The organism is Sphingomonas sp. DMC8, assembly GCF_056314185.1.
This window is the reverse complement of record NZ_JBQUYV010000010.1, coordinates 97,787-124,580: the sequence shown is the minus strand read 5'-3', so window position 1 is coordinate 124,580 and position 26,794 is coordinate 97,787. Positions and strand designations below refer to the sequence as shown.

28 protein-coding genes and 2 pseudogenes are annotated in these 26,794 nt (G+C 66.4%); 15 read left to right on the top strand and 15 right to left on the bottom strand.

Annotated features, from left to right (window positions below):
* Positions 1-12: 12 nt before the first annotated feature.
* Genes ACT53K_RS18145 through ACT53K_RS18120 form a run of 6 tightly spaced genes read right to left on the bottom strand, consistent with a single transcriptional unit; the run spans position 13 to position 6,400 of the window.
* Positions 13-1,341, bottom strand: coding sequence for a FliI/YscN family ATPase (locus tag ACT53K_RS18145; protein WP_476230153.1), 1,329 nt, complete (start codon positions 1,339-1,341; stop codon positions 13-15).
* Positions 1,335-2,075: a FliH/SctL family protein gene (locus ACT53K_RS18140; RefSeq protein ID WP_476230152.1), complete on the bottom strand. Its 741-nt coding sequence runs from the start codon at positions 2,073-2,075 to the stop codon at positions 1,335-1,337. The genes ACT53K_RS18145 and ACT53K_RS18140 overlap by 7 nt, the downstream gene beginning before the upstream one ends.
* A complete protein-coding gene (gene fliG, locus ACT53K_RS18135) occupies positions 2,068-3,090 on the bottom strand; it encodes a flagellar motor switch protein FliG (protein WP_476230151.1) in 1,023 nt (340 codons plus the stop codon). The genes ACT53K_RS18140 and fliG overlap by 8 nt, the downstream gene beginning before the upstream one ends.
* Positions 3,087-4,796: a flagellar basal-body MS-ring/collar protein FliF gene (fliF, locus tag ACT53K_RS18130; protein ID WP_476230150.1), complete on the bottom strand. Its 1,710-nt coding sequence runs from the start codon at positions 4,794-4,796 to the stop codon at positions 3,087-3,089. The genes fliG and fliF overlap by 4 nt, the downstream gene beginning before the upstream one ends.
* 3 nt (positions 4,797-4,799) lie before the next feature.
* A complete protein-coding gene (fliE, locus tag ACT53K_RS18125; RefSeq protein ID WP_476230149.1) occupies positions 4,800-5,159 on the bottom strand; it encodes a flagellar hook-basal body complex protein FliE in 360 nt (119 codons plus the stop codon).
* Positions 5,156-6,400 carry a sigma-54 interaction domain-containing protein gene (locus tag ACT53K_RS18120; RefSeq protein WP_476230148.1) on the bottom strand — a complete coding sequence of 415 codons (1,245 nt, stop codon included), beginning with the start codon at positions 6,398-6,400 and terminating at the stop codon, positions 5,156-5,158. Before ACT53K_RS18120 ends, fliE begins: the two co-directional genes overlap by 4 nt.
* A gap of 226 nt (positions 6,401-6,626) precedes the next feature.
* Between ACT53K_RS18120 and ACT53K_RS18115 the strand changes: the two are divergent.
* Positions 6,627-7,040, top strand: a pseudogene (locus ACT53K_RS18115) (flagellin N-terminal helical domain-containing protein); the annotation flags it as partial.
* A 777-nt stretch (positions 7,041-7,817) separates the two neighbouring features.
* A pseudogene (locus ACT53K_RS18110) lies at positions 7,818-8,081 on the top strand (flagellin); the annotation flags it as partial.
* Positions 8,082-8,204: 123 nt separating this feature from the next.
* On the opposite strand, the gene ACT53K_RS18105 reads toward ACT53K_RS18110, so the two are convergent.
* The 9 genes from ACT53K_RS18105 to ACT53K_RS18065 all read right to left on the bottom strand — a co-directional run bounded on the left by ACT53K_RS18105 (position 8,205) and on the right by ACT53K_RS18065 (position 15,852).
* Entirely contained in the window at positions 8,205-9,545 is a 1,341-nt protein-coding gene (locus tag ACT53K_RS18105; protein WP_476230147.1) for a M28 family metallopeptidase, read from the bottom strand.
* 67 nt (positions 9,546-9,612) lie between these two features.
* Positions 9,613-10,374 carry a sigma-70 family RNA polymerase sigma factor gene (locus ACT53K_RS18100; protein ID WP_476230146.1) on the bottom strand — a complete coding sequence of 254 codons (762 nt, stop codon included), beginning with the start codon at positions 10,372-10,374 and terminating at the stop codon, positions 9,613-9,615.
* Positions 10,371-12,419: a flagellar biosynthesis protein FlhA gene (gene flhA, locus ACT53K_RS18095; RefSeq protein ID WP_476230180.1), complete on the bottom strand. Its 2,049-nt coding sequence runs from the start codon at positions 12,417-12,419 to the stop codon at positions 10,371-10,373. Before flhA ends, ACT53K_RS18100 begins: the two co-directional genes overlap by 4 nt.
* A 36-nt stretch (positions 12,420-12,455) precedes the next feature.
* Positions 12,456-13,334 carry a lytic transglycosylase domain-containing protein gene (locus ACT53K_RS18090; protein ID WP_476230145.1) on the bottom strand — a complete coding sequence of 293 codons (879 nt, stop codon included), beginning with the start codon at positions 13,332-13,334 and terminating at the stop codon, positions 12,456-12,458.
* 140 nt (positions 13,335-13,474) lie between these two features.
* Positions 13,475-13,786: a flagellar protein FlgN gene (locus ACT53K_RS18085; protein WP_476230144.1), complete on the bottom strand. Its 312-nt coding sequence runs from the start codon at positions 13,784-13,786 to the stop codon at positions 13,475-13,477.
* A complete protein-coding gene (gene flgM / locus ACT53K_RS18080; protein ID WP_476230143.1) occupies positions 13,773-14,066 on the bottom strand; it encodes a flagellar biosynthesis anti-sigma factor FlgM in 294 nt (97 codons plus the stop codon). Before flgM ends, ACT53K_RS18085 begins: the two co-directional genes overlap by 14 nt.
* Before the next feature lie 70 nt (positions 14,067-14,136).
* Positions 14,137-14,634: a flagella basal body P-ring formation protein FlgA gene (locus tag ACT53K_RS18075; RefSeq protein WP_476230142.1), complete on the bottom strand. Its 498-nt coding sequence runs from the start codon at positions 14,632-14,634 to the stop codon at positions 14,137-14,139.
* A 16-nt stretch (positions 14,635-14,650) separates the two neighbouring features.
* Positions 14,651-15,190 carry a flagellar motor protein MotB gene (locus ACT53K_RS18070; protein ID WP_476230141.1) on the bottom strand — a complete coding sequence of 180 codons (540 nt, stop codon included), beginning with the start codon at positions 15,188-15,190 and terminating at the stop codon, positions 14,651-14,653.
* Positions 15,187-15,852 carry a motility protein A gene (locus ACT53K_RS18065; protein WP_476230140.1) on the bottom strand — a complete coding sequence of 222 codons (666 nt, stop codon included), beginning with the start codon at positions 15,850-15,852 and terminating at the stop codon, positions 15,187-15,189. Before ACT53K_RS18065 ends, ACT53K_RS18070 begins: the two co-directional genes overlap by 4 nt.
* A gap of 216 nt (positions 15,853-16,068) precedes the next feature.
* On the opposite strand from ACT53K_RS18065, the gene flgB reads away from it, so the two are divergent.
* From flgB to ACT53K_RS18000, 13 genes are all read left to right on the top strand, one after another.
* A complete protein-coding gene (gene flgB / locus ACT53K_RS18060; RefSeq protein ID WP_476230139.1) occupies positions 16,069-16,422 on the top strand; it encodes a flagellar basal body rod protein FlgB in 354 nt (117 codons plus the stop codon).
* Between the two features lie 3 nt (positions 16,423-16,425).
* A complete protein-coding gene (flgC, locus tag ACT53K_RS18055; RefSeq protein ID WP_476230138.1) occupies positions 16,426-16,836 on the top strand; it encodes a flagellar basal body rod protein FlgC in 411 nt (136 codons plus the stop codon).
* 2 nt (positions 16,837-16,838) lie between these two features.
* Positions 16,839-17,534 carry a flagellar hook assembly protein FlgD gene (locus ACT53K_RS18050; RefSeq protein WP_476230137.1) on the top strand — a complete coding sequence of 232 codons (696 nt, stop codon included), beginning with the start codon at positions 16,839-16,841 and terminating at the stop codon, positions 17,532-17,534.
* A 24-nt stretch (positions 17,535-17,558) separates the two neighbouring features.
* Positions 17,559-18,857 (top strand): flagellar hook protein FlgE, encoded by a 1,299-nt coding sequence (locus tag ACT53K_RS18045; protein WP_476230136.1) that lies wholly within the window; start codon positions 17,559-17,561, stop codon positions 18,855-18,857.
* A gap of 26 nt (positions 18,858-18,883) precedes the next feature.
* Positions 18,884-19,630 carry a flagellar basal-body rod protein FlgF gene (gene flgF / locus ACT53K_RS18040; protein WP_476230135.1) on the top strand — a complete coding sequence of 249 codons (747 nt, stop codon included), beginning with the start codon at positions 18,884-18,886 and terminating at the stop codon, positions 19,628-19,630.
* A gap of 13 nt (positions 19,631-19,643) precedes the next feature.
* Positions 19,644-20,432 carry a flagellar basal-body rod protein FlgG gene (gene flgG, locus ACT53K_RS18035; RefSeq protein WP_476230134.1) on the top strand — a complete coding sequence of 263 codons (789 nt, stop codon included), beginning with the start codon at positions 19,644-19,646 and terminating at the stop codon, positions 20,430-20,432.
* A 10-nt stretch (positions 20,433-20,442) separates the two neighbouring features.
* Entirely contained in the window at positions 20,443-21,123 is a 681-nt protein-coding gene (locus ACT53K_RS18030; protein WP_476230133.1) for a flagellar basal body L-ring protein FlgH, read from the top strand.
* 14 nt (positions 21,124-21,137) lie between these two features.
* Complete coding sequence (locus tag ACT53K_RS18025; protein ID WP_476230132.1) at positions 21,138-22,232, top strand: flagellar basal body P-ring protein FlgI; 1,095 nt, start codon at positions 21,138-21,140, stop codon at positions 22,230-22,232.
* Complete coding sequence (locus ACT53K_RS18020; RefSeq protein WP_476230131.1) at positions 22,229-22,567, top strand: rod-binding protein; 339 nt, start codon at positions 22,229-22,231, stop codon at positions 22,565-22,567. The genes ACT53K_RS18025 and ACT53K_RS18020 overlap by 4 nt, the downstream gene beginning before the upstream one ends.
* Entirely contained in the window at positions 22,564-23,904 is a 1,341-nt protein-coding gene (flgK, locus tag ACT53K_RS18015) for a flagellar hook-associated protein FlgK (RefSeq protein ID WP_476230130.1), read from the top strand. The genes ACT53K_RS18020 and flgK overlap by 4 nt, the downstream gene beginning before the upstream one ends.
* Before the next feature lie 5 nt (positions 23,905-23,909).
* The gene (gene flgL, locus ACT53K_RS18010; protein WP_476230129.1) at positions 23,910-24,818 is read left to right on the top strand and encodes a flagellar hook-associated protein FlgL; all 909 of its coding nucleotides are present in this window, start codon (positions 23,910-23,912) and stop codon (positions 24,816-24,818) included.
* A 136-nt stretch (positions 24,819-24,954) separates the two neighbouring features.
* Positions 24,955-25,818: a flagellar motor stator protein MotA gene (motA, locus tag ACT53K_RS18005; RefSeq protein ID WP_476230128.1), complete on the top strand. Its 864-nt coding sequence runs from the start codon at positions 24,955-24,957 to the stop codon at positions 25,816-25,818.
* 18 nt (positions 25,819-25,836) lie between these two features.
* Positions 25,837-26,793: a flagellar motor protein MotB gene (locus tag ACT53K_RS18000; RefSeq protein ID WP_476230127.1), complete on the top strand. Its 957-nt coding sequence runs from the start codon at positions 25,837-25,839 to the stop codon at positions 26,791-26,793.
* Position 26,794 lies beyond the last annotated feature (1 nt).

The following is a 26,794-nucleotide window of genomic DNA, read 5'->3' as shown; positions in this document are numbered from 1 at the left end:
GTGGCGTACGCCTCAGCCGTCACCGAACACGCCGGTCAACTCTGCGACGGCGTCGGCCAGGCTGACCTGTTCGTCGGCGCTCTGGCGGACATATTCCATCACGGCCGGATGCGCGGCGATAGCGGCGTCGATCTCCGCATCGGCGCCGGGGCGATAGGCACCCATCAGCACCAGATCGCGATTTTCTTCATAGGTCGCGAGATGGCGCCGCAGCACCCGTGCCGCGCGCAGATGCGCCTGATCGGCAATGTCGGTCATCACGCGGCTGACCGACGGCCCCAGATCGATCGCCGGATACACGCCGCGTTCGGCGAGCGCCCGGCTGAGCACGATGTGACCGTCAAGGATCGAGCGGGCGCTGTCGACGACAGGATCGTTGCCGTCGTCGCCATCGGCAAGCACGGTGTAGATCGCAGTGATCGATCCGCCCGAGGCGACATCGGTGCCCGCGCGTTCGATCAGGCCCGGCAGCATCGCAATGGCGGAGGGCGGATAGCCGCGCGCAGAGGCCGGCTCGCCCAGCGCCAGCCCGATCTCGCGCCCGGCATGGGCGACGCGGGTCAGGCTGTCCATGATCAGCAGCACTTGCTTGCCCTCGGCGCGAAACGCCTCGGCAATGGCGGTCGCCCGCAGCGCGCCACGGATGCGCAGCACCGGCGAGTGGTTGGCGGGCACCGCCACCACCACCGAGCGGGCGCGGGCGGCGCCGGCGACCTTGGTTTCGAGAAAGTCGGCGACTTCGCGCGAACGTTCGCCGATCAGGCCAATGACGATCACATCGGCCTTCGCGGCGCGCACCATCATGCCGAGCAGCACCGACTTGCCGACGCCCGAGCCGGCCATGATGCCGACTCGCTGGCCCTGGCCGATCGTCAGCAGCCCGTTGATCGCGCGCACGCCGACATCGAGCGGTTTCAGCACGCGGCCGCGTTCCAGCGGATTCTGCATTCGCCCGGCGAGCGGCCAGCGGCCCGCGCCGCGAATCGGTCCCAGCCCGTCGATCGGGCGGCCGGCACCATCGACCACACGGCCGAGCAGCGCCGCCCCCACTTCGGCCTCGCCCGGCGCGCCGATCGGGCGGACGGGCGCGTTGGGGAGCAGCGGCGCAGGGCCGCCCAGATTCATCAGCAGCGTACGGCCGCCGCGAAAGCCGATCACTTCGGCCTCCACCCGATCGGGGCCTTCACCGATTGCGCAGACCGTCCCCACCGGCAGCGACAGGCCGATCGCTTCCATCAGCAACCCGTCGCACGACGAAAGCCGCCCGGCCACGCGCGCTTTGGGGGTGAAGGGGGCGGCAGCCAGGCCTTCCAGATAGGCTTCGGAAAATGCGTTCAGCATGCGGGCGGCACGGATACGCGCTCGATCGCTTCGGCGAGCTGTTCAAGCCACAATTCGGGCCCGTCCTCGACCAGGGTGGCGGCGCTCTCCAGCGCAAAGCTGCCCCGCGCGATCTGCCCGTCCGCCAGCGGCGTGACGTTCGCGGGCAATTTGCCGTCGAGCAGCGCCACGTCCTCTACATGCAGCCGCAGCACGGCAGTTTCGTTGGCGTCGGCGAGCATATCCACGGCAGCGGCAACGCGCGCGGCGAGCAGATCGCCATCGACGCCGGTTTCTCCGACCATACGGGTAACGAGCAACAGCACCGTCGCGCGCAATTGCGCGGCGAGCTTGTGACGATCGATTTGCGCCGCAGCCGCAAGGGCGGTGCGCAGCGCATCGCCCAGTTCTGCCTGCTGCGCCCGCTGTATCTCGATTTCCGCCAGCGCCTCTGCCCGGCCCAGCGCGCGACCAGCCTCGCGCGCGGCACTTACCGGATCGACGAAGTCGTGCGGCGGTGGCACCGGCGTGCCGGTGTCGAACGGATCCCAGCCTTCGGTGGGATTGGCACCCGCGCGCGCGGGGCTGAAATGGCGGGGCGCGACCGGGCCGTCGCTTGCGCGGCGACGGCGTTCGCGGCGACCGATCGTATCGACCGGCGCGGGCGCAAATGCCTCGGCCTGGCCAAAGGCGCGCTGCAGCACCTGGTCGCCCAGCGACTGCAGGGGCGCGAAGCCGGCAACGAAATCAGACATAGTCGTCCTCGCCTCCGCTCGTCGGCATGGTGATCGTACCGTCCTTCACCAGGCCGCGCGCCACGGCGATCATCGCCTTCTGCGCTTCCAGCACTTCGGTCATCTTCATCGGCCCGCGCGCTTCCAGTTCGTCGCGGATGCCGTCGGCGGCGCGGCTCGACATGCAGCCCAGGAAGCGGTTGCGCACCTCTTCCTCCAGGCCCTTCAGCGTCTTGACCAGCACTTCGCCATCGACGTTGCGGATCAGCGTGGACAGGTTCTTGTCGTCCAGCTCCAGCAGATTGTCGAAGACGAACATCGCTTCTTCGATCGCCTTGGCGACTTCCTTGTCGATCTTGGCGAGGCGCGGCATCACCCGCCGCTCGATATTCTTGCGGGCGCCGGCGAGAATCTTCGCGGCCTCGCGCGTACCGCCCAGTTGCAGCCCCGGCGCCTTGCGCGGCGCCGCGCCGCGTGCCTCGACCGTGCTGCGCAACAGGTCTAGCGCCTCGGGTGCAACCGGTCCCAGCTTCGCGATACGCCGCAGAATCTGCGGCTGCATCGCCTCGGGCAGGCGCTCGAACACGTGCGTCGCAGCGTCGGGCTCAAGATTGGCGAGCAGCACGGCAACGACTTGCGGATGCTCGTCCGCGGCCATCGCGGCAATATCATCGGGCGCATACCATTGCAGTACGTCGAGAGCCGACTCCTGCGTCGGCGGGGCGATCCGCGACAGCACGCTCTCGGCCCGTTCGGGGCCTAGCGCGCGCGTCATGATTCCCTCTACCTTGGGTGCCGGATCGAACTGAATGCTGTTGCGCGCCTGGGCCTTGTCGGTGAACTCGTCGAGCACCCGTTCGACCTCGGCCTCCGTCACATCAGCCACCGCGAACATCGCAGAGCCCAGCTCGCGCACTTCATCGGGATCGAGCTTTTGCAGGATTGCGGCGGCTTCGTCCTCGCCCACCAGCATCATCAGCACGGCGGCGCGTTCTACCCCGGTGAACTGGCGAATTGTGTCGGCGGGTGCGTTCACTGGGCGTCTGCCTTGATCATATCACGGACGGCCAGCGCGGCACGAGCGGGATTGTCGCGCGTGAAGCCGCGGACCAGCCCGACGCGGTCGTCATAGCTTATGCCCCCCTGCTGCAGCATGTCCGCGCTAACCGGCGGATAGCCGCCGACTGCGGGGCCACTGCCATCGGGGCTGCCGATCGGCAGCGCCGACCGCGCGGCCGGCACTTCCTCGCGCTTCTTGAGCAGCGCCTTGGCCAGCGGGCGGACGCCGAGGAACAAGACCAGCAGCGCGATGACCAGCGCCGTCGCGTTGCGCGCTACCAGCGGCACCCAGGCAGCGTCATACCAGGCGAGGCCATTGGCCTTGGCGTCGGCGGCCGGGGCCGTGAACTTGCGGCTGATGACCGTGACCTGGTCCTGCCGGTTTGCATCATATCCTACAGCCGCACGAACCAGTTCGGTGATCTGGTTGATCTCAACAGTACTGCGCGGTTTGCCCGGCTCCTCGCGCAGCAGGACGGCCACAGAAATCCGTTTGATCCCGCCCGGCGCCGCCCGCGTCACCGACACTTCCTTGCCGGTGGCATAGGTGCGAGCAAAGCTGTCGCTCTGCTTCTGCTGCACCGGCGGCACACCGGCCGGACCGGCACCTGCCGGCGTTGCTGCGCCCGTGGAGCCAGCGGCCGTCGCCGCCTGGCCGGCAGCATTAGGGTTGACGAGCTGGCTCGCCGGCGGCGGCGTATTCGACAACGCACCGGGAATGCCGCCAGGGGTGGCGCTGCCATCCTTCGAGGTACCGGTCCAGGCGCCCTGTTCGGCGCGTACTACCCCGCCCTGCTTGTCATAGCTTTCACGAGTCGCTTCGTTTTCGTCGAGATTGACGTCCGCCTGCACTTCGGTGGTGAAGTTGCCGGCGCCGACCAGCGGCGTGAGCAACTGCACCAACTGGGTGCGGAACTTGTCCTCGACACGACGCTGGAAATCGATTCGCGTGTCGCTCGCACTTGTTCCGCTGCCGGCAGCGCCGTCGCTACCCTTGGAGAGCATCGCTCCCATCTGGTCGACGATCGTCACAGACTCCGGCCGCATACCCGGAACCGAGGAAGCGACCAGGTTCACGATCGAGCGCACCTGCGCATCGCCCAGCGCGCGACCGGGCTGAAGTTTCAGGATGACACTGGCGGACGGTTCGGTGCGGTCGCGCACGAACACGCTGGCCTCGGGCGTGGCGAGATGCACGCGCGCTTCGGCGACCGAATCGATTTCCTCGATCGAGCGCGCAAGCTCGGTCTCGCGCGCCTGGCGGAGACGTTCGCCTTCCACCGCGCGACTGACTCCCATCGGCAACTGGTCGAGAATGGCATATCCGCCCGGCGCTGCCTTGGGCAGGTTCTGGCTGGCGAGCAGCATCCGCGCCTTGTGATAGTCGTCCTCGGCGACGGTGATCGATCCCGAACTGTCGATGCTGGAATTGATATTTGCCGTCTGCAGCGCGCTGGTGATCGCCGCCTTGTCGGCATCGGTCACATTGGCGAACAGAATCCGCTGCGGCGGTGTCGCGATCAGCGACCAGGCGAGGAAACCGGCACCGATCAGGCCGACCAGAAACAAGAGCGGCAGGCTGCGTTTCACGGCAGGCTGGGCAAACAGCCCACTGACCTGACGCAGCGGGTTGAAGGCGGTCGGCAAAGCGCCGGGCGAAGCGGGGGCGAGCGCGTTGTCCATGGATTACACCGGCATGCTCATGATGTCCTTGTATGCGGACAGGAGTTTGTTGCGGACCTGCAGCGTCGCCTCAAAGCTTACCGAGGCCTGCTGGCGAGCGAGCATCACCTTGGCGATGTCGACCGTTTCGCCGCGTTCATAGCTTTCCGAGAGCGCATTGGCCTCGCTCTGACTGGCATTCACCTGGTCGAGCGCCTGCGACATCACCGAAGTGAAGCCAGCCGGCTTGGCCTCGGCAGTGCCCGTTGCGCCGGTCGCCGCCGGCGCCTGATTGGCGCGGGCCAGCGCCTGATTGCGCTCGAGGATCTGGGCGCGCAGCGCCATCACCCGATCGACCCCGCCAGCAGAAGCGATGCCGCTCATGCCGACACCGCCTGGGCGATATCCTCACCCTGTTCGCGCGCCTTGGCGAGGCGATAGCGCAGCGTGCGCTCGGAAATGCCCAGCCGCTTCGCGGTCTCGATCCGGCTGCCGCCGCATGCTGCCAGCGTCTCGCGGATCGCCGCGAATTCCGACAGCTGGACGATGTTGCTGAGCGACCCGCCGGTGTCGACACGGCGCTCGGCCGGACGATCGAAGATCAGATGCGCCGGCTCGATCAGATCGCCGGGCGCCAGGAGCAGCGCGCGCTGGATGACATTTTCCAGCTCGCGGACATTGCCCGGCCAGTCATGGCCTTCCAGCGCATCCAGTGCGGCAGCGCTGAACCAGGGCAGCTCGGCACGGTTGCCGGCGTGGCGCAGCACCATGGCGGCGGCCAGCGCGCGGATGTCGCCCGGGCGATCGGCCAGCGCGCGGGTCGCGAGCGGAAAGACCGAGAGGCGGTAATAGAGGTCGGCACGGAACCGGCCGGCGGCGACTTCGGCCTGCAGGTCGCGGTTGGCGCACGCGATCACCCGGACATCGACCTTTTCCGGCATCGTGCCGCCGATCGGCACCACCTCGCGCTCCTGCAGCGCACGCAGCAGCTTCGCCTGGAGCGCCAGCGGCATCTCGGCGATTTCATCGAGCAGCAGCGTGCCGCCGTCGGCGGCACGGAAAAAGCCCTGGCCGCCGGAGGACGCGCCGGTGAAGGCGCCCTTCTGGTGACCGAACAGCATCGCTTCCAGCATCGATTCCGGCAGCGCCGCGCAGTTGATGGCGACGAACGGGCCGCAGCGGCGCGAGGAACCTATATGGATAGCCTTGGAGAGAACTTCCTTGCCGGTACCCGTAGGGCCGTTCACCAGAACAGTGATATCGGAAGCGGCAACACGCTCGGCCAGCGCCAGCAGCGCCAGGCTTTCGGGGTCGGATGCGACCGGCTCGCCCTCGCCACGCAGCAGGGCGCTGGCAAAGCCGGCACCGAGCGCCGCGTCTTCCGTCGTGAAGCTCAGCCGGGCCGGCTTGCCATCGCGGAACGGAACGAAGCGGCGCTCGCCCTTGCCCAGAATGAGCGTACGGGCAGGTGCAGGGGCGATCTCACCTTCCATCACCAGATGGAAGTCGGCGCCGCGGGCGCGACCTTCGGCATCGGTGAGCACGGCGAAACCCTGCGCGCGAAGCGCTGAAACCAGCGCATAATTCTGTTCGAGCACGGCCGTCGACGGAGCGATAGAACGCATGGAAGTTCCCCTTCGGCGACCCTCATGCAGGGAATATGGTTAATCCTCCGTAAAATATCGGAGCCCGCACACCGCCTCGGTCCGGGCGCGTCTACGCGCGCGCGTAGACGCCACGCGAGGCCGACGTTTTTTTGCTTAATCGCTTTTGCAGGCGGCCGTTCAGAGGCTCGGCGGCTCGGCTCTTCGCAGGGGGGGCGGGAGCCCAAGCTTGAACGGAGTTACTGCAATGACTGTTATCGGAACCAACATTGCGAGCATCCGCGCTGCGAATGCTTCGAGCAGCGCCTCTGCCGATCTGCAGACGGCGATGGAACGCCTGTCGACTGGCAAGCGCATCAACAGCGCAGCCGACGATGCCGCAGGCCTAGCCATTTCCAGCCGCATGACCAGCCAGGTCCGCGCCATGGCCGTTGCGATTCGCAACGCCAATGACGGCATCTCGATGGCCCAGACGGCCGAAGGTGCGATGGGCGAAGTCACCAACATGCTGCAGCGCATGAAGGAACTGGGCACCCAGGCTGCCAACGGCACGCTCGGTGCTACCGACCGCTCGACGCTGCAGTCGGAAATGAGCCAGCTCATCGCCGAAGTGGGCAACATTTCGCAGACCACCAACTTCAACGGCGTCGGCCTGCTCGACGGCAAGACCTCCACGGTCACGCTGCAGACAGGCATCAACACGGGCGAGAGCATCACCATGAACATGGTGAGCCTGTCGGCCGAAAAGCTGGGCCTGAAAACCGGCGTCAGCGGCCCCGTTTCCGGCAGCGTTCCGCCCAGCACCGCGCTGGCAGCGAACTCGTTGCAGATCAACGGCACCTGGATCGGCGCCAGCGTCGTTGCCGGCACCGGCAGCGGCAGCACCCCGCCGACCCCGAGCAGCGCGCTGGCCGACAAGATCACGGCAATCAACGCGGCGACGGCGCAAACCGGCGTCACCGCCACAGCCGGTGTCTCTGGTACGCTTTCGATCGACACCACCAAGACCTCGGGCACGATCAAGATCAACGGCACCAGCTTCGATCTGTCGAAGCTCACCACGACCAGCGGCGGGACCACCAGCGTCGACCTGAATCAGCTGGCGACCGCGATCAACGGCACCACCGGCCTGACGGCATCGGTCAACGGCTCGTCGATCAGCCTCGCCTCGACCAACGGTGCGCTGACGATCGGCGCATCGGCGGCCGGTGTTGTTACGTCGTTCCAGGCGACCGGTGCGGCGAGCGCGACAACCTCGGGCTTTGACGCAACGGGCGGTGTCTCTACTGCCGCCGATCAGGTGTTCCTGACCGCAGCCCAGGGCAAGACAATCATCGTCGGCGGCGACCCGAGCGGTATGGCAGCGGTCGGAATGACGTCCACGACTGCGGCGGGTACCGACCTTCAGATCAGCGACCAGAATTCGGCGAGCGCCGCACTGACGGTGATCGATGCTGCTCTCGACCAGATTTCGGCCGGCCGCGGCGATCTGGGTGCGGTGCAGAACCGCCTCCAGTCGACCGTCAACAACCTGACCACCACGTCGGCGAATCTGAACGAGGCGCGCAGCCGCATCGAAGATACCGACTTCTCGGCGGAAACGACCGAACTCGCCAAGGCCCAGATCCTGTCGCAGGCATCGACCGCGATGCTCGCCCAGGCGAACCAGAGCCAGCAGAGCGTACTCAAGCTGCTGCAGTAAGCGCGCGATCCGGTCGGGGTGCTGCCCCCCTGACGACGGCATCGCGGCCGGTTCCCCTCTCTTGTTCCGGGAGGGTGCGTAAAGGAAAGTCCCGGTGGCCCGGTGCCGCCGGGGCTTTTCCTGTTATTCGGGCTTGCCGCCGGGCTTCCATTCGGGCCGGTTCACGCTGTCCGCGAGCACGTGCAACGGCGTGACCAGCGACTGGATCGCGCGGGTCATGAAGCCGATATCGATATTCGCCACGGTGTCGTCGGGCGAATGATAGGTCGGCACCACGGCCCAGCCCGAGATGGTGTGCGCAACGACCCCCTTCAGCGCGAGCGAATAATTGTCCGAGCGCTGAAAGAAGTTTTCCTGGGGATAGGGATCGGCCGCGAGCAGCGCGCCATGCGCCTTCAGCGTCTCCCCCAGCGTCGAGCGTTCGAAGCCAGTCATCATCATCGTACCGGCAGGCAGCTTGGGATCCTGCGCGCCGATCATCTCGATCTCGACATTGGCAACGATCTGGTCGAGCGGCACCGGTGGATGCGCACCGAACCAGTGCGAGCCGAAGCCACCGATTTCCTCGCTGCCATAGGCGACGAACAGGATGCCGCGGCGGGTGCGCGGCATCGCGGCCAGCGTCCGCGCAAGTTCGAGCACGGCAGTGGTACCCGAGGCGTCGTCATTGGCGCCGTGCATCACAACGCCATCGGGACGGACACCCAGATGGTCGAGGTGCGCGCTGAGGAGCACCACGCCGCCGGCCGGATCGGTACCGGGCAGATAGCCGACCGCGTTGGTGGTGGTGCTGACCGATTCCGTCGTGGCGAAGGAGAGCGCGACGCTGGCGCCATTCTTTGCCGCCATTGCGTCGAACGCCGCTGCCGGCACCACGACCAGCGCGGGCCGCAGATCCTGCTTTTCACCGCGCAGGAAGGTCGGAAGCCGGGGGCTGCCACCCATGCGCGCGGCCAGCGTGCGCGTCGCGTCGCTCTCGCGCACCAGCACCAGCTTCGCACCGCGCGCGGCGGCGGCGCGGTAGAGTTGCATCGCCGGCAGGTCGCCGGTCACCGCCAGCACGTCGCCCGGCGCCCCTTTGGCTAGCGCATTGGCGGGGACGACGCGGAGCGTGCCGCTGGCGCCTTCCGCGCCCGCGATCAGCAACGCGGCACCGGGAACGGGAGCACCGTCGACCCGGAGTTCGGGCGCGCCCTTCAGCGCGAGCTGGACGATCTCCGCCTTTTGCAGATAGCCGGACATGCCCGGCGCCGGCTTCAGCCCGAAGCCGGTGAACTGGCTCGCGACATAAGCAGCGGCGATCGCTTCGTCGGGCGTAGCGCTGCCACGGCCGCGGAGTTCGTCTCCGGCGAGGAACATCTCGTGCGCGCGCACCCATTCGGCGCGCACCTGCGCGTCCTGCGCCTGCACCGGCCCGGCAATCGCCAATGCGACTACCGATGCCGCCAACCACATCCCCTTCATGCACCACCCTTTCCTGTTGGAGCAGGGGTGATGCGCTATGGCGAAACGGCGCGCAACGCCGCGCGTGCTATCCTAGCTTCTTTTGCAAAGCCTTGCGCAACTTGGCGTGCGCCGCAGCCTTGATCTGGCAGACCCGCGCCGCGCCGATGCCGAATACCTGGCCGATTTCCTCCAGGTTCAGTTCCTCGACATAATAAAGCTGGATCACCTGCGCCTCGCGCTCGGGCAGCGCCGTAATCGCCTCGATCAGCGCCTCGCGCTCGTCGCCCTCGGCGAGTTGTTCGAAAGCATCGGGCTCATCGGCCATGAACCAGGGCGATTCGTCGGAATAGGTCTGGTCGAGGGGCTCGAACCGGACCGCCTCGGCGCTGGCATATTCGGCGCGGAGCTTTTCCACCGTCACGCCCAGCCGTTCGGCGAGTTCCGCTTCGCTGGGCGGGCGGCCGAGCACGTGCGTCAGCGCCGCGACGGCCTCGCCATAGGCACGCTTGCGCCGCATCGCGCCGCGCGTGAGCGTCGCCTGGCGGCGCAGTTCGTCGATCATCGCGCCGCGCAGTCGCGTTGCCAGATATTGCTCGAAGGTCACCTGGCCGCGATCCTCGAAGGCCTTCACCGCTTCGATCAGCGCGACCATGCCGATCTGGATGAGATCTTCCACCTCGACGATCGAGCTCATGCTGCCATGAATATGCCAGGCAATACGGCGCACGAGCGGCAAATGCTTTCGGACAAGCGCCTCGGCATCGCGCTGCGGGCCGGGAACGGGAGCATAGGTCAGGGGAGCGAGGGACGCCATGGTCTCGAATTCCTTGGGGGTGTAGGCGTTCATGCGGGTAGCGCCTCCGGCGCACCGATAACGGCGACGACTTCGACGGCCTTTTCTTCAGGTACTTCGAAAAAGCTCATCACCGGCGTGTCAGGCAGCACACCGCGGATCAGCTTGCGGATCGCGACGCGGACCGAAGGCTGGACGACCAGCGCGAAGGGCTTGGCCTGGGCGACCAGCGGCTGCGCAGCGCGCTGCAGCGCATCGGCGATGCGGCGGCCGAGTTCGGGCTCGATCGTGTGGCTGCGGGACGGGTCCGAGCGGACCGCCTGGCCGAGCAGTGCCTCCAGCTGGCCGTCGAGCGTCATGACCCGCAGCGGATCGCGCACGCCGCACAGCTTCTGGATGATCAGCGGGCCGAGTTGCGGGCGGATCAGCTCGATCAGCTCTTCGGCATCGAGCGTCTTCTGCGCAGCGACCGCGATCGCGGCGGCGATGCGGCGGAATTCCTTGAGCGGGATATTCTCCGCCAGCAGCCCGCGCAGCACGGTGGTGAGCGTGGTCAGCGGCACCGGCTGCGGGCACAGCGCCGCCACCAGCGCACCGGCGCGTTCCTTCAGCCCGTCGAGCAGCGCCTGCACGTCGTCCGGGCCGAGCAGGTCAGCGGCATTCTGGAGCAGGCAGTGGTTGAGATGGGTGGCCATCACCGTGCCCGGATCGACGACCAGATAGCCCAGCCCGGTCGCAGCATCGGCATCGCCGGCATGGATCCAAACCGCGTCGAGGCCGAAGGTCGGATCCTTCGCACGCTTGCCGTTGATGTGCCCCGCAGCCTGGCCGGTGTCGAGCGCGAGCATCTCGTCAGGCGAGACACTGTCCTCGCCCACCACCACGCCACCGATGACGATGCGATAGGTATAAGGCGCCAGGTTGATATCGTCGCGCACGCGCACCTGCGGCACGACGAAGCCGAGCTCCTTCGAAAGCTGGCGCCGCACGCCGGTGATCCGGCTCATCAGCGGCCCGCCACGGCGCTCGTCGACCAGCGGCACAAGGCCATAGCCGATGTCGAGCATCACCTGGATAGTGTCGGTCACTTCCTCCCAGCCGATCTTCGACAGGTCGACGGGCTCGGGCGCGGGCGGCGCGGGCGGCGGTCGCTTGGCGATCTTGTACAGCTTCCACGCGGTGAAGCCGGCAATCCCCGCCGCCGGCAGGATCACGAAATGCGGCATGCCCGGCAGAAGCCCGAGCAGCGCCAGGATGCCGGCGACCGGCGCCCAGGTCTTGTAGCTGCCAAACTGGCTGCCGATCTGGCCGGCCAGGTCGTGGCTGGAGGTGACGCGGGTGACGATGGCAGCGGCGGCGATCGAGAGCATCAGCGAGGGAAGCTGCGCCACCAGCGCGTCGCCGATCGCGAGCAGCACATAGGTCTGTGCCGCCTGGCCCACCGGCATATGGTGGCTGACCACACCCAGGATCAGGCCGCCGACGATATTGATCGCCAGGATCAGCAGGCCGGCGACCGCGTCGCCCTTCACGAACTTGGACGAACCGTCCATGGCGCCGTAGAAATCGGCTTCGGTGGCGACTTCGGCGCGGCGGGTGCGGGCATCGTCGGGGGTGATGAGGCCGGCGTTGAGATCGGCGTCGATCGCCATCTGCTTGCCGGGCAAGGCGTCGAGAGTGAAGCGCGCCGACACTTCGGAAACGCGGCCGGCGCCCTTGGTCACGACAATCATGTTGATGATCATCAGGATCGCAAAGACGAACAGGCCAACGACATAGTCGCCGCCGATCAGGAAGGTGCCGAACGCCTCGATCACATGGCCGGCGGCCGCTTCGCCCTCATGGCCATGGACCAGCACGACGCGCGTGGAGGCGACGTTCAGGCCCAGCCGGAACAGGGTGGCGAACAGCAGCACTGTCGGAAAGGCGGAGAAGTCGAGCGGCTTCTGCGCGTTAAGTGCCACCATCAGCACCGCCAGGCTGATCATGATGTTGGTGACGAAGAAGACGTCGAGCATCACCGCCGGCAGCGGCACCACCATCAGCGCGACAAGAAGCAGGATCGCGGTGGGGAGCGCAAAGCTGCGCATCGCGGGCATCACGCCACCCGGAAGAGAAAGTGCAGTCACGTCAGGTCAGGCCCCGAGATTGGCGAGCATGAGATAAGCGAGCTTGGCGGTTTCCGGCGTCGGCCGGAGCGGATCGACGGCGATGCGCGGCTGGGCCTTGCCGCCCAGTTGGGCGAGCGTGGTCTGCACCCATTGGCGGTCGCCGCCCAGCGCGCCGTTACCGGGAATGACATCGCCGCCATCGGCCGTGAGCGCGGCGCGAAAGGCATCGAGCCCGTCGCCGGCGCCGCCCAGGCTGTCCGAGGCGAGGCCGGTCGCGCCGCCGGCAGCGGCACCGCGGTCGAGCTTGCTGGCAAGCCGCTGGTAAATATCGGCCAGCGAGCGCGGCTGGCCGTTCGATGCATAGAAGATGCCGCGATTGGCGTGTGCGGCCGCCGGAAACAGGCTGGCGCCGGTACGACCGGGGTTCTGCTCCATTTCCGACAGGAACGAGCGCGCACCGCCCAGCCCCAGGAAGTGCGCCATATATAGGTCCGTACCGGTAGCGGCGCGGCCGAGCGAGGATTCGAGCGCCGTCTTGTTGTCGGCAGCATGCGCCGCCGCCATCAGTGCCGAAGCCTGTGGATCCTTGCGCAGGTTGAGAATGGCCGTGCGGGTTTCCGGGTCATCGACCACATAGCGCCCGCCTGCGGTCTGGCGAATGCTGTTGGCGGCCCACGCCATGCCGTGCTCGGCGCCGTGCTGCTTCATCACAGCCAACCAGCTCTGGGTGACGAACTGGTACAGCCCGGTCGCCGACGAGGTGCCAGCGCGCGCATCGGCGCGCATGCCGCTTTCCACCTGCGCCTGACCGAGCAGATAGTCGAAATCGATCCCGGTCTTCCGACTGGCATCGGCAATCGCCGACTGCACCGTCGCCCTGTTGCTGACCGAAGTAACGCTCATCGATCCCGATCCGATTGTCCCTGTTGCGGGGAACAATCAGCAAAGATCGTGCCAATTTGTGCAGATATGGAAAAGGAGGATTCGGCAGGCGGTGCGCGAGCCGTAATCCCCCTTCTCACCCCTCCCGTTCGGGAAGCGGCTCAGGCAATCGCATAGCCTCCGGGCCGATAGGCCGGGGCGGCATTGCCGGAAAGAATTTGCAGGCGGCGGCGAACATTTGCCGCCATCAGGTTCACATAGATGCGGCAGGTCTCGTTCAGCCGATGCGCCTCGGCGGCCAGCGCCTTCACTTCGGCCGACGGCGCCTCGCCATCGTGCAGGGCAACGACGTCCAGCCCCTTGATCTTCGCGCTGGTAGCGGCCTCGAGCCCGGCTATATCGTTCGCCTTCAGCGCCGCAATCTCTGCGTGCAGCGCCTCGATCACCGTTATCAGGGCATCACGCCTTGTCATTGCCGGTCCAGTCCAGTTTGAGCGCGAGCAGCCGGTCGGCGATGGTCGACGGCACGAGCGGGAACCGTCCATCCTGAATCGCCTTGCGGATCCGCGCGACGTGATCGGTGTCGACCGGCGCCTGCGCAGCCATCGACTGCGACAAGGACGACGCCGTCGTCTCGACCGTGTTCGTCTGCTTTTCGGCAGGCTTTACCCGGCCGACGCTGGTAGCAGCGACGACCGGCACGCTTCCACGATCAATGATCGTGCCTGCCTTGATGCCGATGGAGTCAACCATTCCCTGCATTCCCGAATCTTTCCCGACGCCCCTAGGAACGGCGGAAGCATCGGTAGCTTTAGGAAAATTTTCATTCGCCGAAGCCGGGCACACGCACCCGGCCGGGTTCCACAGCAATCGCCTGAATCGGCGAACGCTGGTCGTCGATCCTGACCAGAACACGCGCGCCCGGCGCGGCATCTCCCATCGCCACGCCGTCGCGGCTGACGGAAAAGCCCTCTGCGGCAGCCTCCACGGTCACCGGATCGCCACGCCGGATCACGGGCTCGGCCTTTACGGCCGGCGCGGCCGCGGCCGCAGCTAACGGGCGAGCCTTGGTGACGACGTTCACTGGCACGTACAGGCGCCAGACAGGCGACAGGCAGCGGACCAGCACGGCGTCCTGCGCCTCGTTGCGCCATTCGAGCTGCGGCGCGGCACAGGCGGCAAGCTTCAGGCGCGGATCGACCGGCGCACGAGCGCCGCCGGGCTCGCCAATCGCGTGACCGGTGAACTCCGCCACGATCGAGTCGAGCAAGGTCGTCGACTGGAAATTGGCTGCGGTCAGCAGCACGGCGATCAACAGCATCGAATGTCTCCGTCCATCATTTCGGGCCGGCAAGGCCCGGTTGCCGGCCGGCAAAATCTTGCCGGCCACCATCATAACCCAAGGTAAGCACCGCGCGGCGCTGGCCGCGCGACGTGGAAAGCTGAATACGGTCGGCCGGCACCGCACCGGCACGGATAAGCGCCGCCGCAACGGCGCGGGCGCGATCGGCGGCAAGCAGTTCGGCGCTGCTGCTTGCAGGGTCGACATCGACGGCACTGCCATCGGTTTCGCCGGTGATGTGCAGCCGGGTACGCGGGTCGCGCGTCGCGGTACGCGCCCAAGCCACCAGCGGCGCGATCCCGCCCGGGGTGGCACTGCCGGGCTCAAATCCGCCCGCCACTGCCAGATCGACCGGCATTGCCTGTGTGGCAGCGGCAGGCGCGACGAATCCCGCGCGCAGCCGCGCTGCAAGGGCACGCGGATCGCCTTCATTCGCCTTAAGGTACACGAAAAAGCCGACGAGCAGCAGCGACAAGTCTGCCAGCGTCATCAGCCAGATCGGCCGGCGCGGGCTATCGTCGTCATCAAAGGTCATGCAGCGATCTCGCGCAAGTCGTGGCGGCTGGGCTCCAGCGTGCCCAACAGCGCCAGCGGCGCTTCCAGTCGCGTACGTTCCTGCGCCTCGTGCCGGGCCTGGCGCTTCAGCCGGCTGGCGATCGGCAGTGCAACGAGGTTCGCCAGCAGCGCACCGTAGAGCGTGGCCAAGAGCGCTACTGCCATGGCCCCGCCGATCGCGGAACTGTCGCGCATCGTCGCGAACATCTGGACCAGCCCGACCAGCGTGCCGACCATACCCATGGCGGGCGCGGTCTCGGCGGCGGCCTGCCACACATCGAAGGCTGCCTTGTGCCGGGCGTAGCGCGCCTGTCGCAGGTGGTGCAGCAGCGCCGCAATCTCCGCGCCCGAGGCGCCGTCCACCGCAGCAGCGGCAGCGGCGGCCATGTCGCGATCGGCGATGACCGAACGGTCCAGCGCGATCAGCCCGTGCCGGCGCGCGATACGCGTGAGCGCGTGGCTCTGTTCGATTAGCGGCTCGACGCGGAAATTGCGCCGCGGCAGGCACCCCAGCGCCAGCAATGCCCGCGCGAGATCGCCCGCAGGCGTGCGCAGCACCACCGCCAGTGCAGTGCCGCCACCGACGATTCCCGCCGCGACGGGATCGAGAAATGGCATCAGGCTGGGCAGGATAAGGTCCATGGCCGCATCCCTAGCAAGGCACGGGCCAGTTTGCGGGCCGCTGCGCCGCTTGCGGCAATGCCTCCGACAGCGCGGCAGCCCATTGCCGCCGCCCGGCAAAATCTTGCCGTCCGGCCGTAAACAGAGCGGCCGACTACGTTCCCGACCCCTCATGCGCAGAATTGGCACGCCCTTTGCTTCTCACTCCTGCAAACCTCTGTGCGGGAGACTGGCACGATGACAGACAACAGCCTTTTCGGCGTACACGGCGCGGCGCTTGCCCTGCGTTCGCAGCGCATGGGCGTGCTGGCGTCCAACATCGCCAATGCGTCGACGCCCGGATACAAGGCGCGCGACATCGACTTCCAGACGGCGCTGGCGGCAGTCGAGCAGCCGGGCGGATCGATCGACGCGGCCGTCGATGGCGCGACGCTCTATCGCGTGCCGCTGCAGCCGAGCCAGGACGGCAACACCGTCGAGCTGGCCACCGAGCAGACCGCGTTCGCCGAAAATGCCGTCGCCTATCAGACGACACTCAGCTTTCTCAACGGGCGGATCAACGAGATCACCCGCGCACTGAAGGGAGAATAAGCGATGGGGGACCAGCCGCTTTCGATCTTCCAGGTTTCCGGCCGCGCGATGAGCGCGCAGCTGCTGCGGATGAACACCACCGCGTCGAACCTGGCCAATGCCGGCACCGTCGCCTCCAGCGCAGGCGCCGCCTATCGCTCGATCAAGCCGGTGTTCCGCACCGCCTTCGACGAGGCGAGCGGCATGTCGACGGTCGACGTCGAGCAGGTGGTGAACGCCGGTGCCGCACCGGAGATGCGCCACGATCCCGGCAACCCCATGGCCGACAAGGACGGCAACGTCTGGGTGAGCAATGTCGATGAGACGCAGGAGCTGGTCGACATGATGGAGACCTCCCGCACCTACCAAAACAATGTCGAAGTGATGCAGACAGCCAAGTCGCTGATCCTCGACACCCTCAAACTGGGTCGTTGATCATGAGCACAAGTTTCGACACCACACTGGCCAGTCTGGGCATCCAGCGCACCGGGGCAAGCACCAGCAACACCACCAGCAACACCACCGCCAACAACAGCGGTATGCTGGACCAGACGGCGTTCCTGAAGCTGCTGACCACCCAGTTGCAGAACCAGGATCCCACGGCGCCCGCCGACACCAACCAGATGGTGACGCAGATGGCCGAAATCACCAGCGCCTCGAGCAGCAGCAGCATGAGCTCGACGCTGAAGGCGATCCAGACCCAGCTTGCGGGCGGCAGCACCAGCGACGCGCTGAGCTTCGTCGGTAAGAATGTGCTGACCGAAGGCAACACCGCCTATGCCCGCACCAGCGGTGGCATCGCCGGCGCGGTCGAGCTGGGCAGCGCCGCCAATTCGGTTCAGGTCACGATCCAGTCTGCGAGCGGCGCGACGCTGAAGACGATCAACCTGGGTCCGCAGAACGGCGGCACCGTCAATTATGACTGGGACGGCACCACCGATGGCGGGAGCGCAGCCGGCAACGGGCCGTTCACGGTCAACGTAACCGCCACCGGCACCAATGGCAGCGTCGCCGCCAAGTCGCTGGTCTGGGCGCCTGTGTCGTCGGTGTCGCTCTCTTCGGGCAACACCCCCACGCTCAACGTACTCGGCCTCGGCCAGGTCGCCACCTCGGCCGTGCGCCAGGTCGGCTAACCCGCATTTTCAGGAGTAGCATCGATGTCCTTCTTCACTTCGCTCAGCGGGCTCCAGGCCGCCCAGACCGACATGGCGACGATTTCGAACAACCTCGCCAATGCCTCGACCAACGGCTTCAAGAAGAGCACGACCGAGTTCGCCGACGTGATCGCGTCGACTTCGTCGAGCAATCCGAACATGATGGTCGGATCGGGCACCGCCGTGAAGTCGATCAAGCAGTCGTTCGAGCAGGGCGGATTCAAATCCTCTTCCTCGGCGCTCGACCTGGCGATTTCGGGCGACGGCTTTTTCATGGTGAAGGGCACCGGCACCAGCGGCGACATTTCCTATACCCGCGACGGCAGCTTCACGGTCGACAGCAACCGCTATGTCACCGATTCGGCCGGCAACCAGTTGCTGGTCTCTCCGGTTGACGGCAGCGGCGCCGTGAGCGCCACCGGGCTCGACGCCGCAATTCCGCTGCAACTGCCGGACAGCAGCGGCCTGGCCAAGGCGACGTCGAAGATCTCGCTGGGGATCGCGCTTTCGACGAGCGCAGTCGCGCCGGCATCGTCCCCCGCATTCCAGGGTAAGACCTATGCCTTCGACCGGACCGATCCGAACAGCTACAATTTCAGCAGCCAGACGACGATCTACGACGCGAGCGGCAATCCTTCGACGCTGACCAACTATTACGTCCGCCAGCCTTCGACCGCGACCGACGGCTCGTCGAGCTGGAACGTGTACAGCTTTGTCGGCGACAAGCAGCTCGATTCCGGCAGCAACGCCGCCAGCCCGACGCCGGTGACGCTCAACTTCGACACCACCGGCGCAATCACCAGCCCCACCGGGTCGGTCACGCTGAACGGCTTCTCGCCGAACGGCGCCAGCGCCAACCAGGCGATCGCGATCGACTTCACCAAGAGCGCCGCGACCGCCTCTGCGTTCAGCGTTGCCTCGCGCAGCCAGGACGGCAGCGCCGTCGGCCGCTTCCAGAGCGTGACCGTCGACCAGGATGGTTCGGTCAAGGCGGCATTTTCGAATGGCGATACCAAGATCCTGGGCAAGGTGGTGCTGGCGACCTTCGACAATCCTTCGGGTTTGCGCCAGCTCGGCAATTCGAAATGGGCCGCCACCGGCCTTTCGGGCCAGCCCAAGACCGGCGTGGCGGGCGATGGCGGCTTCGGCTCGCTGATGTCTGGTGCGATCGAACAGTCGAACGTCGACATGACCGAGGAACTGGTCGACCTGATCGCGGCACAGCGCAACTATCAGGCCAATGCGAAGGCGCTCGATACCGAGAACCAGATTTCGCAGACCATCTTCAACATGCGTAGCTGAGCCGGGTCCGTAGGGGGAATTAGGCCATGGACAAGCTCGTCTACACTGCCCTGTCGGGAATGCGGAGCCAGATGGCGGCGCAGTCGGCGATCGCCAACAACATCGCCAACGCGTCGACCACCGGCTTCCGCGCCGAGCGGATCAATTTCGATCGGCTGGTGCTCCAGGGCCAAGGCATGCAGACCCGCGAATTCTCGTCAGGCGAAGTCGAGGATTTCGACCGCAATGCCGGTGCCGTCATACAGACGGCGCGCCCGCTCGACATCGCAGTAACGGGCGACGCCTGGATTGGTGTGCAGGCAAGCGACGGCAGCGAGGCCTATACCCGCCGCGGCGACCTGAGCGTCTCCCCCTCGGGCATGCTGGAGACGGGCGACGGCCATCCGGTGATGGGATCGACCGGCCCGATCACCCTGCCCCCCTATGACTCGGTTGCGATCGCAGCCGACGGCACAGTGTCGATCGTCCCGCAGGGATCGAAGCCCGGCCAGGAGCCCCAGGTCGTCGACAAGATCAAGCTGGTCAGCACGCAGGGCAGCCAGACTGCCAAGGGCACCGACAATCTGTTGCATGTTAAGGGCGGCGGCGTGCTGCCCGACGACATGGAAGCGCGCGTCCAGTCGGGCGCACTCGAACAATCTAACGTCAATCTCACGCAGGCGCTCGTCGACATGATCGAGAACCAGCGCGGCTACGAAGTGCAGGCCAACCTGCTCAAGGAAGCCAAGAGCATGGACGAAAGCTCCGCATCCGTGATGCGGATGAACGACTAAGGGGAACTGGACCATGGGTACCGCCGCCATGCACATCGCGCGCACCGGGCTTGACGCCCAGGACATGCGCATGCGGGTGATCTCGAACAACCTGGCGAACGTCAACACGACTGCGTTCAAGCGTGATCGCGCCTCGTTCGAGACGCTGGCCTATCAGGTGATGACGGCACCGGGCAGCGCCTCTACCGCCGAAACCAAATATGCCACCGGCACCAATCTGGGCACCGGCGTGAAAATTCAGGGCACCGCCCGCATCGACACGCAAGGCTCGCTCCAGACCACCGGCAACGCGCTCGATCTGGCGCTGGACGGCAATGGTTATTTCCAGGTGCAGCTGCCGGGCGGCCAGCTCGGCTATACCCGCGCCGGCAATTTCTCGCGTTCGCCGGAAGGGCAGCTTGTCACCAGCGAAGGCTATCAGGTGATGCCCGGCATCACCATTCCCGAAGGTGCCACCTCAATCACCATCGGCACCGACGGCACGGTTTCGGCCAGCATGCCGGGCCAGACCCAGCCCACGTCGGTGGGGCAGATCCAGGTCGCCAACTTTCCGAACGCGGCCGGGCTGCAGGCGACCGGCGACAATTATCTGATCGAAACCAGCGCGAGCGGCGCCGTCTCGATGGGCGTTCCCGGCCAGGACGGTCGCGGCAATGTCCGCCAGGGCATGCTCGAAGGCTCGAACGTCAACGTGGTCGAAGAGCTGGTCGACATGATCGAAACCCAGCGTGCCTATGAGGTCAATTCGAAGATGATCTCGGCCACCGACGAGATGGAAAAATATGTCAACCAGAACATTTGACGCGCGGCGCATGCGCGCTTTTGCGGTCGGCGCCGCCGCCGCCTTGCTGGTCAGCGCAGCACCGGCCGAAGCCCAGTTTCTGGGCATCGGCAAGAAGAAGGTGCACGAGGACTTCTCGGCGACCTTGCCGGCTGCCCAGCCGGTGCGCGCGCCCGCCAATGGCGGCATCTTCCAGGCCGATCAGGGCTATGCCGCGCTCTACGAGGGGCAGCGCGCCCGGCGCGTCGGCGATCCGCTGACGATCGTGCTGGTCGAGCACACCAGTGCGTCGAAGTCGGCAAGCTCCAAGCTGGACAGCAGCGGCGGCATGTCGCTGACGCCGCCGTCCACCGGCGCCTTGTCGCTGTTCAAGCCGACCGATGCGACGGCCAGCGGTGCGCGCAACTTCACCGGTACCGGCGCGGCCGACCAGTCGAACGCCCTGTCGGGCGAAATCAGCGTCACGGTCGCAGCCGTCTATCCCAATGGCACGATGCTGGTGCAGGGGCAGAAGCGCGTTACGCTCAATCGCGGCGACGAATATATCCAGATCAAGGGTCTGGTGCGTCCCTCCGACATCGATGCCAACAACCGCATCGAATCGACCCGCGTCGCCGATGCCCGCATTGCCTATACCGGCAAGGGCGATGTCGCCCGCGCCAGCCGCCAGGGCTGGCTCAGCCGCTTCTTCAGCGTGATCAGCCCCTTCTGATGCGGAGCGTCGCCATGATCCGTCTTGCCCTTGCCCTGCTCGCGGCGCTGTTCCTTGCCCAGCCTGCCATGGCGCAGCGGGTGAAGGATCTCGGCAGCTTCCAGGGCATCCGTTCGAACCAGTTGACCGGCTACGGCGTCGTGGTCGGTCTGCCTGGCACGGGCGACGACAATCTCGACTATACCGTCCAGTCGATGAAGGGCGTCGCCTCGCGCTTCGGCCTGCAACTGCCGGAAGGCGTGGCACCGGGCCTGAAGAATGCCGCCGTGGTGATGGTGACGGCCGAGCTGCCCCCCTTTGCAAAGCCGGGGCAGAAGCTCGACATCACCGTATCGTCGATGGGCAAGGCCAAGTCGCTGCGCGGCGGCACGCTGATCCTCACGCCCTTGCAGGGTGCAGACGGCCAGATCTATGCGATGGCACAGGGCAATCTGGCCGTCGGCGGGCTGGGCGCGGAAGGCGCAGACGGCTCGAAGATCGTCGTCAACGTGCCCTCGAGCGGCCGAATTCCCGAAGGCGCCACGGTCGAACGCCAGGTCGATACCGGATTCGATCGCTCGCCCTATCTTACCTTCAACCTCGCCAGCGCCGATTTCACCACGGCACAGCGCGTCCAGGACGCGATCAATGCCCGCTTCGGCCCCGGCCACGCCAAGGCGATCGATGGCGTGTCGATTGCGGTACAGGCGCCCCCCGGCGCCGATGTCCGCACCGAGATCATGAGCGCGATCGAGAATCTGACGGTCGAGGCCGCCGAGGCGCCCGCCCGCGTGATCGTCAACGCCCGCACGGGCACCGTGGTGATCAACTCGGCGGTGCGCGTCAGCCCTGCCGCAGTCACACATGGTAAACTTACTGTTAGGATTGATGAGGCACAAAGGGTCAGCCAACCCACGCCGTTCAGCAAGGGTGAGACTGCGCTCGAAAAGCATAGCAGCCTCGCCGTCGAAGAAGAGAGGCGCCCGATGTTCCTGCTGGCCCCAGGCCCGAAACTGGCAGATGTTGTGAAGGCGGTGAACGCAATCGGCGCGTCTCCGGCTGACCTGGTCGCTATTCTCGAGGCGCTGAAAGAAGCCGGCGCGCTCAAGGCCGAGTTGATCGTCCTGTGAGCGGCGGGATCGACAAGGTCGCCGCAGGCGCCGGCATATCGCTCGACAAGTCGCGGCTGGCGTCGAAGGACAATCTCAAGGCGGCCGGCCAGAAGTTCGAAGCGATCTTCACCGGCATGATGCTGAAGTCGATGCGCGCCGCCAAGCTGGGCGACGGGCTTTTCGACAACAGCGCCAGCCAGCAGTTCCGCGACATGCAGGACCAGCAGCTCGCCAAGTCGATGGCCGAACACGCGCCGATCGGCATCGGCAAGGCGCTGACCGAATTTCTCGCCAAATCGGCGGCCGGCCAGCAATCGCTGGGCGCTGACGGCGGAGCGGAGAAAGGGAAATGAGCGACCTGCTGTCGATCGGCGCCTCGGGCGTGCGCGCCTATCAGACGGCGCTCTCGACCACGTCCGAGAACATCGCCAACGCGGCCACGCCGGGCTATGCCCGGCGCACCGTCGCGCTGAGCGAACTCGCCGCATCGAACCAAGCAGGCATCAAGACTCTCAACGGCTTCGGGGTCACCACCACCGGCGTCCAGCGCTCGGCGGACGATTATCGCGCTGCCGATGTCCGTACTACCGGTGCCGATCTGGCGCGTACCGAAACCGGCGCCGCCTGGCTGCAGCGGATCGACAGCGCATTGAGCGGCAACGCGCTGGGCGACCGGCTGACGGCCTTTTTCGGCTCCGCGACGTCGCTGGCCGCCGACCCCACTTCCTCTGCCGCACGTTCGACGATGCTGGAAAATGCGCAGGGCGTAGCCACTGCCTTCACCGCCACCGGCAGCGCGCTGGACGCAGCAGCAACCGATCTCGATTCGACTGCCGACGCAGCGACCACCCAGCTCAACGGCCTCACCTCCTCGCTCGCGACCGTCAATGTTGCGCTGGGACGGACCGCGCCGGGCAGTGCCAACGCCGCGTCCCTGCTCGACCAGCGCGACCAGATCCTCGAATCGATGAGCGCGATCACCGATGTGTCGGTCAGTTTCGACGACGCCGGCCGCGCAACCGTGCGGGGCGGCGATACGAGCGGGCCGATCCTGGTCCAGAACGACAGCGCCGCCACCGTCACCTATGTACGCGGCGACAGCGGCACCGTTTCCTACGCCGTGCATCGCGACGACAGTCTTTCGGCGCTGACTCCCGGCGGCGGCGCCCTGGCCGGCTTTGCCGAAGCGGCGCAGCGCATCCAGGACGCCCGCACCGCCGTCAACACCCAGGCGCAGAACTTCGCCAGCGGCGTCAATGCCGTCCAGGCGGCGGGACAGGATCTGTCCGGCCAGACCGGGCAACCGATGTTCGTGATCGGCAATCCGCCGTCGAAGCTCAGCCTGGCGCTTACCGATCCCAACGGCATCGCCGCAGCGGCACCCGGCGGCGGTGCGCGCGACAACAGCAACCTGCAGGGCCTCGCGACGCTGCGCAGCACCGGCAATGTCGAAGGCGCGATCAGCAATCTTACCGCCAGCAACGGTGCCGCGCTTGCTGCCAAGCAGCAGGTCGCCAGCGCCCAGTCGGCTATCCACGACAATGCCGTCAGCGCGCGCGATTCGGTTTCCGGCGTCAACACCGACGAAGAAGCCGTCAGCCTGATCCAGTTCCAGCAGGCCTATCAGGCGTCGAGCCGCGTGATTCAGATGGCGCGCGACACGCTGCAATCCATTCTCGACATCCGGTGACCGCCATGACGATGCGCGTTTCGACCAGCCAGATCTACAGCAGCTCACTGCAGCGGATGACGCAGCTCAACAGCGATCTGAACCAGCTCCAGACCCAGATTTCGACGGGCAAGAAAGTCGATGGCGCTGCCGACGACCCCGCCGGCTATCTGCGGCTGCAGGGGCTGAACAAGGCGGATTCCGACAGCACCGCTTATGGTGCGAACATCAATCTGGCGCAGAGTGTTGTCAGCCAGGGCGACACGGCGCTGGCCAGCATCCAGACGGCGCTGCAACAGGCGCAGGAGCTGGCGACCCAGGCCGCCAACGGCACTCTCGGCGATTCGGATCGCACGGCGATGGCCAACCAGCTCGATTCGATTCGCGACTCGCTCTACAGCCTGGCCAACACCAAGGATGTGCGCGGTCAGCCCCTGTTCGGCGGCGCCAGCGGCGACACCGCCTATACCAAGGCGGCCGACGGGACGATCCAATATGCCGGCACCGGCACCCCGCCGCCTATTCCGATCGGCGACGGAGATTCCGTCCAGACCAGCGTGAGCGGGCCGCAGGTCTTTGCTGCCGGCAACGGGCAGGACATGTTCGCGCTGCTCGGCAATCTGTCGACCGCGCTGCGTGCCGGCGGCAGCGGCGCCGCGCAGGCAGCCAGCGATGCGCTGACCGGGCTGACGACGGCGCAGGACAATGTCACGGCGGGCCGCGCCTCGCTCGGTGCGCGCGGTGCGCGGCTGAAACTTTCGGAACAGCAGCTGACCGACGCCGGGACGGCACGTACCACCGAACGTTCCTCGATCCAGGATACCGATATCACCACTGCAGTGACCGAACTGCAGAAGACGATGACGGTATTGCAGGCCACCCAGTCGACCTTCACCAAGCTCACCAGCCTGTCGCTGTTCAATTATCTCAAGTGAGCGGCCGCCGCCCCGCGCGGCGCGAAGGTAACGGCGGGTTAACCATCATTCCCCGCTAAACCGGCTGAAGAACGCGGCGAAACTGCCGTTAACCGAAGCAGAATTGCTCGCGGGCGACTAGGGGAAAAGGAAGCGCATGTATCCGCTGATTGGTCTGGTCGTTTTGCTGGGCATGGTGTTCGGTGGGTTCACGATCACCGGCGGGGCGCTTGGCCCCGTGATGGAAGCAATCCCCCATGAAATGCTGATTATCGGTGGCGCCGCAGTCGGCGCGCTGATCATCGGTAATTCGATGGCGGAGCTGAAGGCGCTGGGGGGCGGCCTGGGCAAGGTCTTCAAGGGGCCGAAGTACAAGAAGCAGGATTATCTCGACGCGATCTTCCTGGTGTCGAAGCTGATGAAGATGCTGCGCACCGAAGGGCCGATCGCGCTGGAGCCGCATGTCGAGGATCCCAAGTCCTCGGCCATCTTCGCCGAATATCCGCGCCTGCTGGCTGACCATACGCTGGTCAACCTGATCGCCGACACGCTGCGGCTGGTCGTCGTGTCGTCGGGCACGCTCGACGTGCACGCGGTCGAAGAGGTGATGGACAACGCGATCAAGACCCACCACCACGAGGTGCAGGGTCCGCAGACCACGCTGCAATCGCTGGGCGATGCATTGCCGGCGCTGGGCATCGTCGCCGCCGTGCTGGGCGTGGTGAAGACGATGGGTTCGATCGACAAGCCCCCGTCAGTGCTGGGCGGCATGATCGGCTCGGCGCTGGTCGGCACCTTCATGGGCGTGCTGCTCGCCTATGGCATCGTCGCGCCGCTCGCCGGCCGGCTGCAGCAGGTGATCGATGCCGACGCTGCCATCTATCACACGGTCAAGCAGATCATCATCGCGTCGCTCCACGGCCACCCGCAGCCGCTGGTGATCGAGGCTGCGCGCTCGGGCATCGCCCACGCCAACCAGCCGGGCTTTGCGGAGGTTTTTGACGGCCTGCGCGGCCGCTGAGCGAAGGGACGCTGAATCATGGCCGCCCGCGCGCCGCACGGATCAAACCAGCCGCCGAAAATCATCGTCAAGAAGGTGTTCGTCGAAGGCCATGGCGGCCATCATGGCGGCGCCTGGAAAGTCGCCTATGCCGACTTCGTGACCGCGATGATGGCGTTCTTCCTGCTGCTGTGGCTGCTGGGGGCGACCAACGAGAAGCAGCGCAAGGCGCTGGCCGACTATTTCGCGCCCACGCTGGTCGAGTTCAAGCAGAACAGCGCCGGGTCGAACGGCATCATGGGCGGCGACGCGATCAACGCGCAGGATAACTATCCGAACAAGGCATCGCAGACCGGCACCAAGTCGCTGACGATCCCGGTCGGCGGTGTCGGCGGCAAGGATGTCGGCACCGGTGACAAGGGTACGCTGAAGGACCAGCGGGCGCTCGCCCAGCAGGACCAGAAGAATTTCAACGAGATGAGCAAGCGCATCCAGATGCGGATGCGCTCCAACCCGTCGCTCGCCAAGCTGGCCAAGCATATCCGCTTCGTGCCGACGCGCGAGGGGATGCGGATCGACCTGCTCGACGACGCCAATTATTCGATGTTCGACCTGGGCACCACGGTGCTGGTGCCCGAAGCGAGCACGCTGATCGGCACCATCGCCGAATCGATCAGCGGGCTCGAAAACCCGATCATGATCCGCGGCCATACCGACAGCCTGGGCTATGGCGATCCGCGGACGATGAACAACTGGATGCTGTCGAGCGGCCGCGCCGAGGCGACGCGCCGGCGCCTGCTGGCCGGCGGCGTGCCCGAGGCGCGGTTCGAACGGATCGAGGGCGTTGCCGATCGCGACCCGCTGTTCCCGGACACGCCCGCCGACGCGCGCAATCGCCGGGTTTCGATCACGCTGCTGTACCGGCGGGCACTGGACAAGGGCAGCGTCAGGCCGGCGGGGGCGATGTCGCCCGCGAACATCGCTACCCGCCCCTGAG

Excerpts from the sequence above, each read along its gene's own strand:
- ACT53K_RS18145 (WP_476230153.1), bottom strand. The coding sequence starts at position 1,341 with ATGCTGAACGCATTTTCCGAAGCCTATCTGGAAGGCCTGGCTGCCGCC.
- ACT53K_RS18140 (WP_476230152.1), bottom strand. The coding sequence starts at position 2,075 with ATGTCTGATTTCGTTGCCGGCTTCGCGCCCCTGCAGTCGCTGGGCGAC.
- fliF (WP_476230150.1), bottom strand. The coding sequence starts at position 4,796 with ATGGACAACGCGCTCGCCCCCGCTTCGCCCGGCGCTTTGCCGACCGCC.
- fliE (WP_476230149.1), bottom strand. The coding sequence starts at position 5,159 with ATGAGCGGCATCGCTTCTGCTGGCGGGGTCGATCGGGTGATGGCGCTG.
- ACT53K_RS18120 (WP_476230148.1), bottom strand. The coding sequence starts at position 6,400 with ATGCGTTCTATCGCTCCGTCGACGGCCGTGCTCGAACAGAATTATGCG.
- ACT53K_RS18105 (WP_476230147.1), bottom strand. The coding sequence starts at position 9,545 with ATGAAGGGGATGTGGTTGGCGGCATCGGTAGTCGCATTGGCGATTGCC.
- ACT53K_RS18100 (WP_476230146.1), bottom strand. The coding sequence starts at position 10,374 with ATGAACGCCTACACCCCCAAGGAATTCGAGACCATGGCGTCCCTCGCT.
- flhA (WP_476230180.1), bottom strand. The coding sequence starts at position 12,419 with ATGCCCGCGATGCGCAGCTTTGCGCTCCCCACCGCGATCCTGCTTCTT.
- ACT53K_RS18090 (WP_476230145.1), bottom strand. The coding sequence starts at position 13,334 with ATGAGCGTTACTTCGGTCAGCAACAGGGCGACGGTGCAGTCGGCGATT.
- ACT53K_RS18085 (WP_476230144.1), bottom strand. The coding sequence starts at position 13,786 with ATGACAAGGCGTGATGCCCTGATAACGGTGATCGAGGCGCTGCACGCA.
- flgM (WP_476230143.1), bottom strand. The coding sequence starts at position 14,066 with ATGGTTGACTCCATCGGCATCAAGGCAGGCACGATCATTGATCGTGGA.
- ACT53K_RS18075 (WP_476230142.1), bottom strand. The coding sequence starts at position 14,634 with ATGCTGTTGATCGCCGTGCTGCTGACCGCAGCCAATTTCCAGTCGACG.
- ACT53K_RS18070 (WP_476230141.1), bottom strand. The coding sequence starts at position 15,190 with ATGACCTTTGATGACGACGATAGCCCGCGCCGGCCGATCTGGCTGATG.
- ACT53K_RS18065 (WP_476230140.1), bottom strand. The coding sequence starts at position 15,852 with ATGGACCTTATCCTGCCCAGCCTGATGCCATTTCTCGATCCCGTCGCG.
- flgB (WP_476230139.1), top strand. The coding sequence starts at position 16,069 with ATGACAGACAACAGCCTTTTCGGCGTACACGGCGCGGCGCTTGCCCTG.
- flgC (WP_476230138.1), top strand. The coding sequence starts at position 16,426 with ATGGGGGACCAGCCGCTTTCGATCTTCCAGGTTTCCGGCCGCGCGATG.
- ACT53K_RS18050 (WP_476230137.1), top strand. The coding sequence starts at position 16,839 with ATGAGCACAAGTTTCGACACCACACTGGCCAGTCTGGGCATCCAGCGC.
- ACT53K_RS18045 (WP_476230136.1), top strand. The coding sequence starts at position 17,559 with ATGTCCTTCTTCACTTCGCTCAGCGGGCTCCAGGCCGCCCAGACCGAC.
- flgF (WP_476230135.1), top strand. The coding sequence starts at position 18,884 with ATGGACAAGCTCGTCTACACTGCCCTGTCGGGAATGCGGAGCCAGATG.
- flgG (WP_476230134.1), top strand. The coding sequence starts at position 19,644 with ATGGGTACCGCCGCCATGCACATCGCGCGCACCGGGCTTGACGCCCAG.
- ACT53K_RS18030 (WP_476230133.1), top strand. The coding sequence starts at position 20,443 with ATGCGCGCTTTTGCGGTCGGCGCCGCCGCCGCCTTGCTGGTCAGCGCA.
- ACT53K_RS18025 (WP_476230132.1), top strand. The coding sequence starts at position 21,138 with ATGATCCGTCTTGCCCTTGCCCTGCTCGCGGCGCTGTTCCTTGCCCAG.
- flgK (WP_476230130.1), top strand. The coding sequence starts at position 22,564 with ATGAGCGACCTGCTGTCGATCGGCGCCTCGGGCGTGCGCGCCTATCAG.
- flgL (WP_476230129.1), top strand. The coding sequence starts at position 23,910 with ATGACGATGCGCGTTTCGACCAGCCAGATCTACAGCAGCTCACTGCAG.
- motA (WP_476230128.1), top strand. The coding sequence starts at position 24,955 with ATGTATCCGCTGATTGGTCTGGTCGTTTTGCTGGGCATGGTGTTCGGT.
- ACT53K_RS18000 (WP_476230127.1), top strand. The coding sequence starts at position 25,837 with ATGGCCGCCCGCGCGCCGCACGGATCAAACCAGCCGCCGAAAATCATC.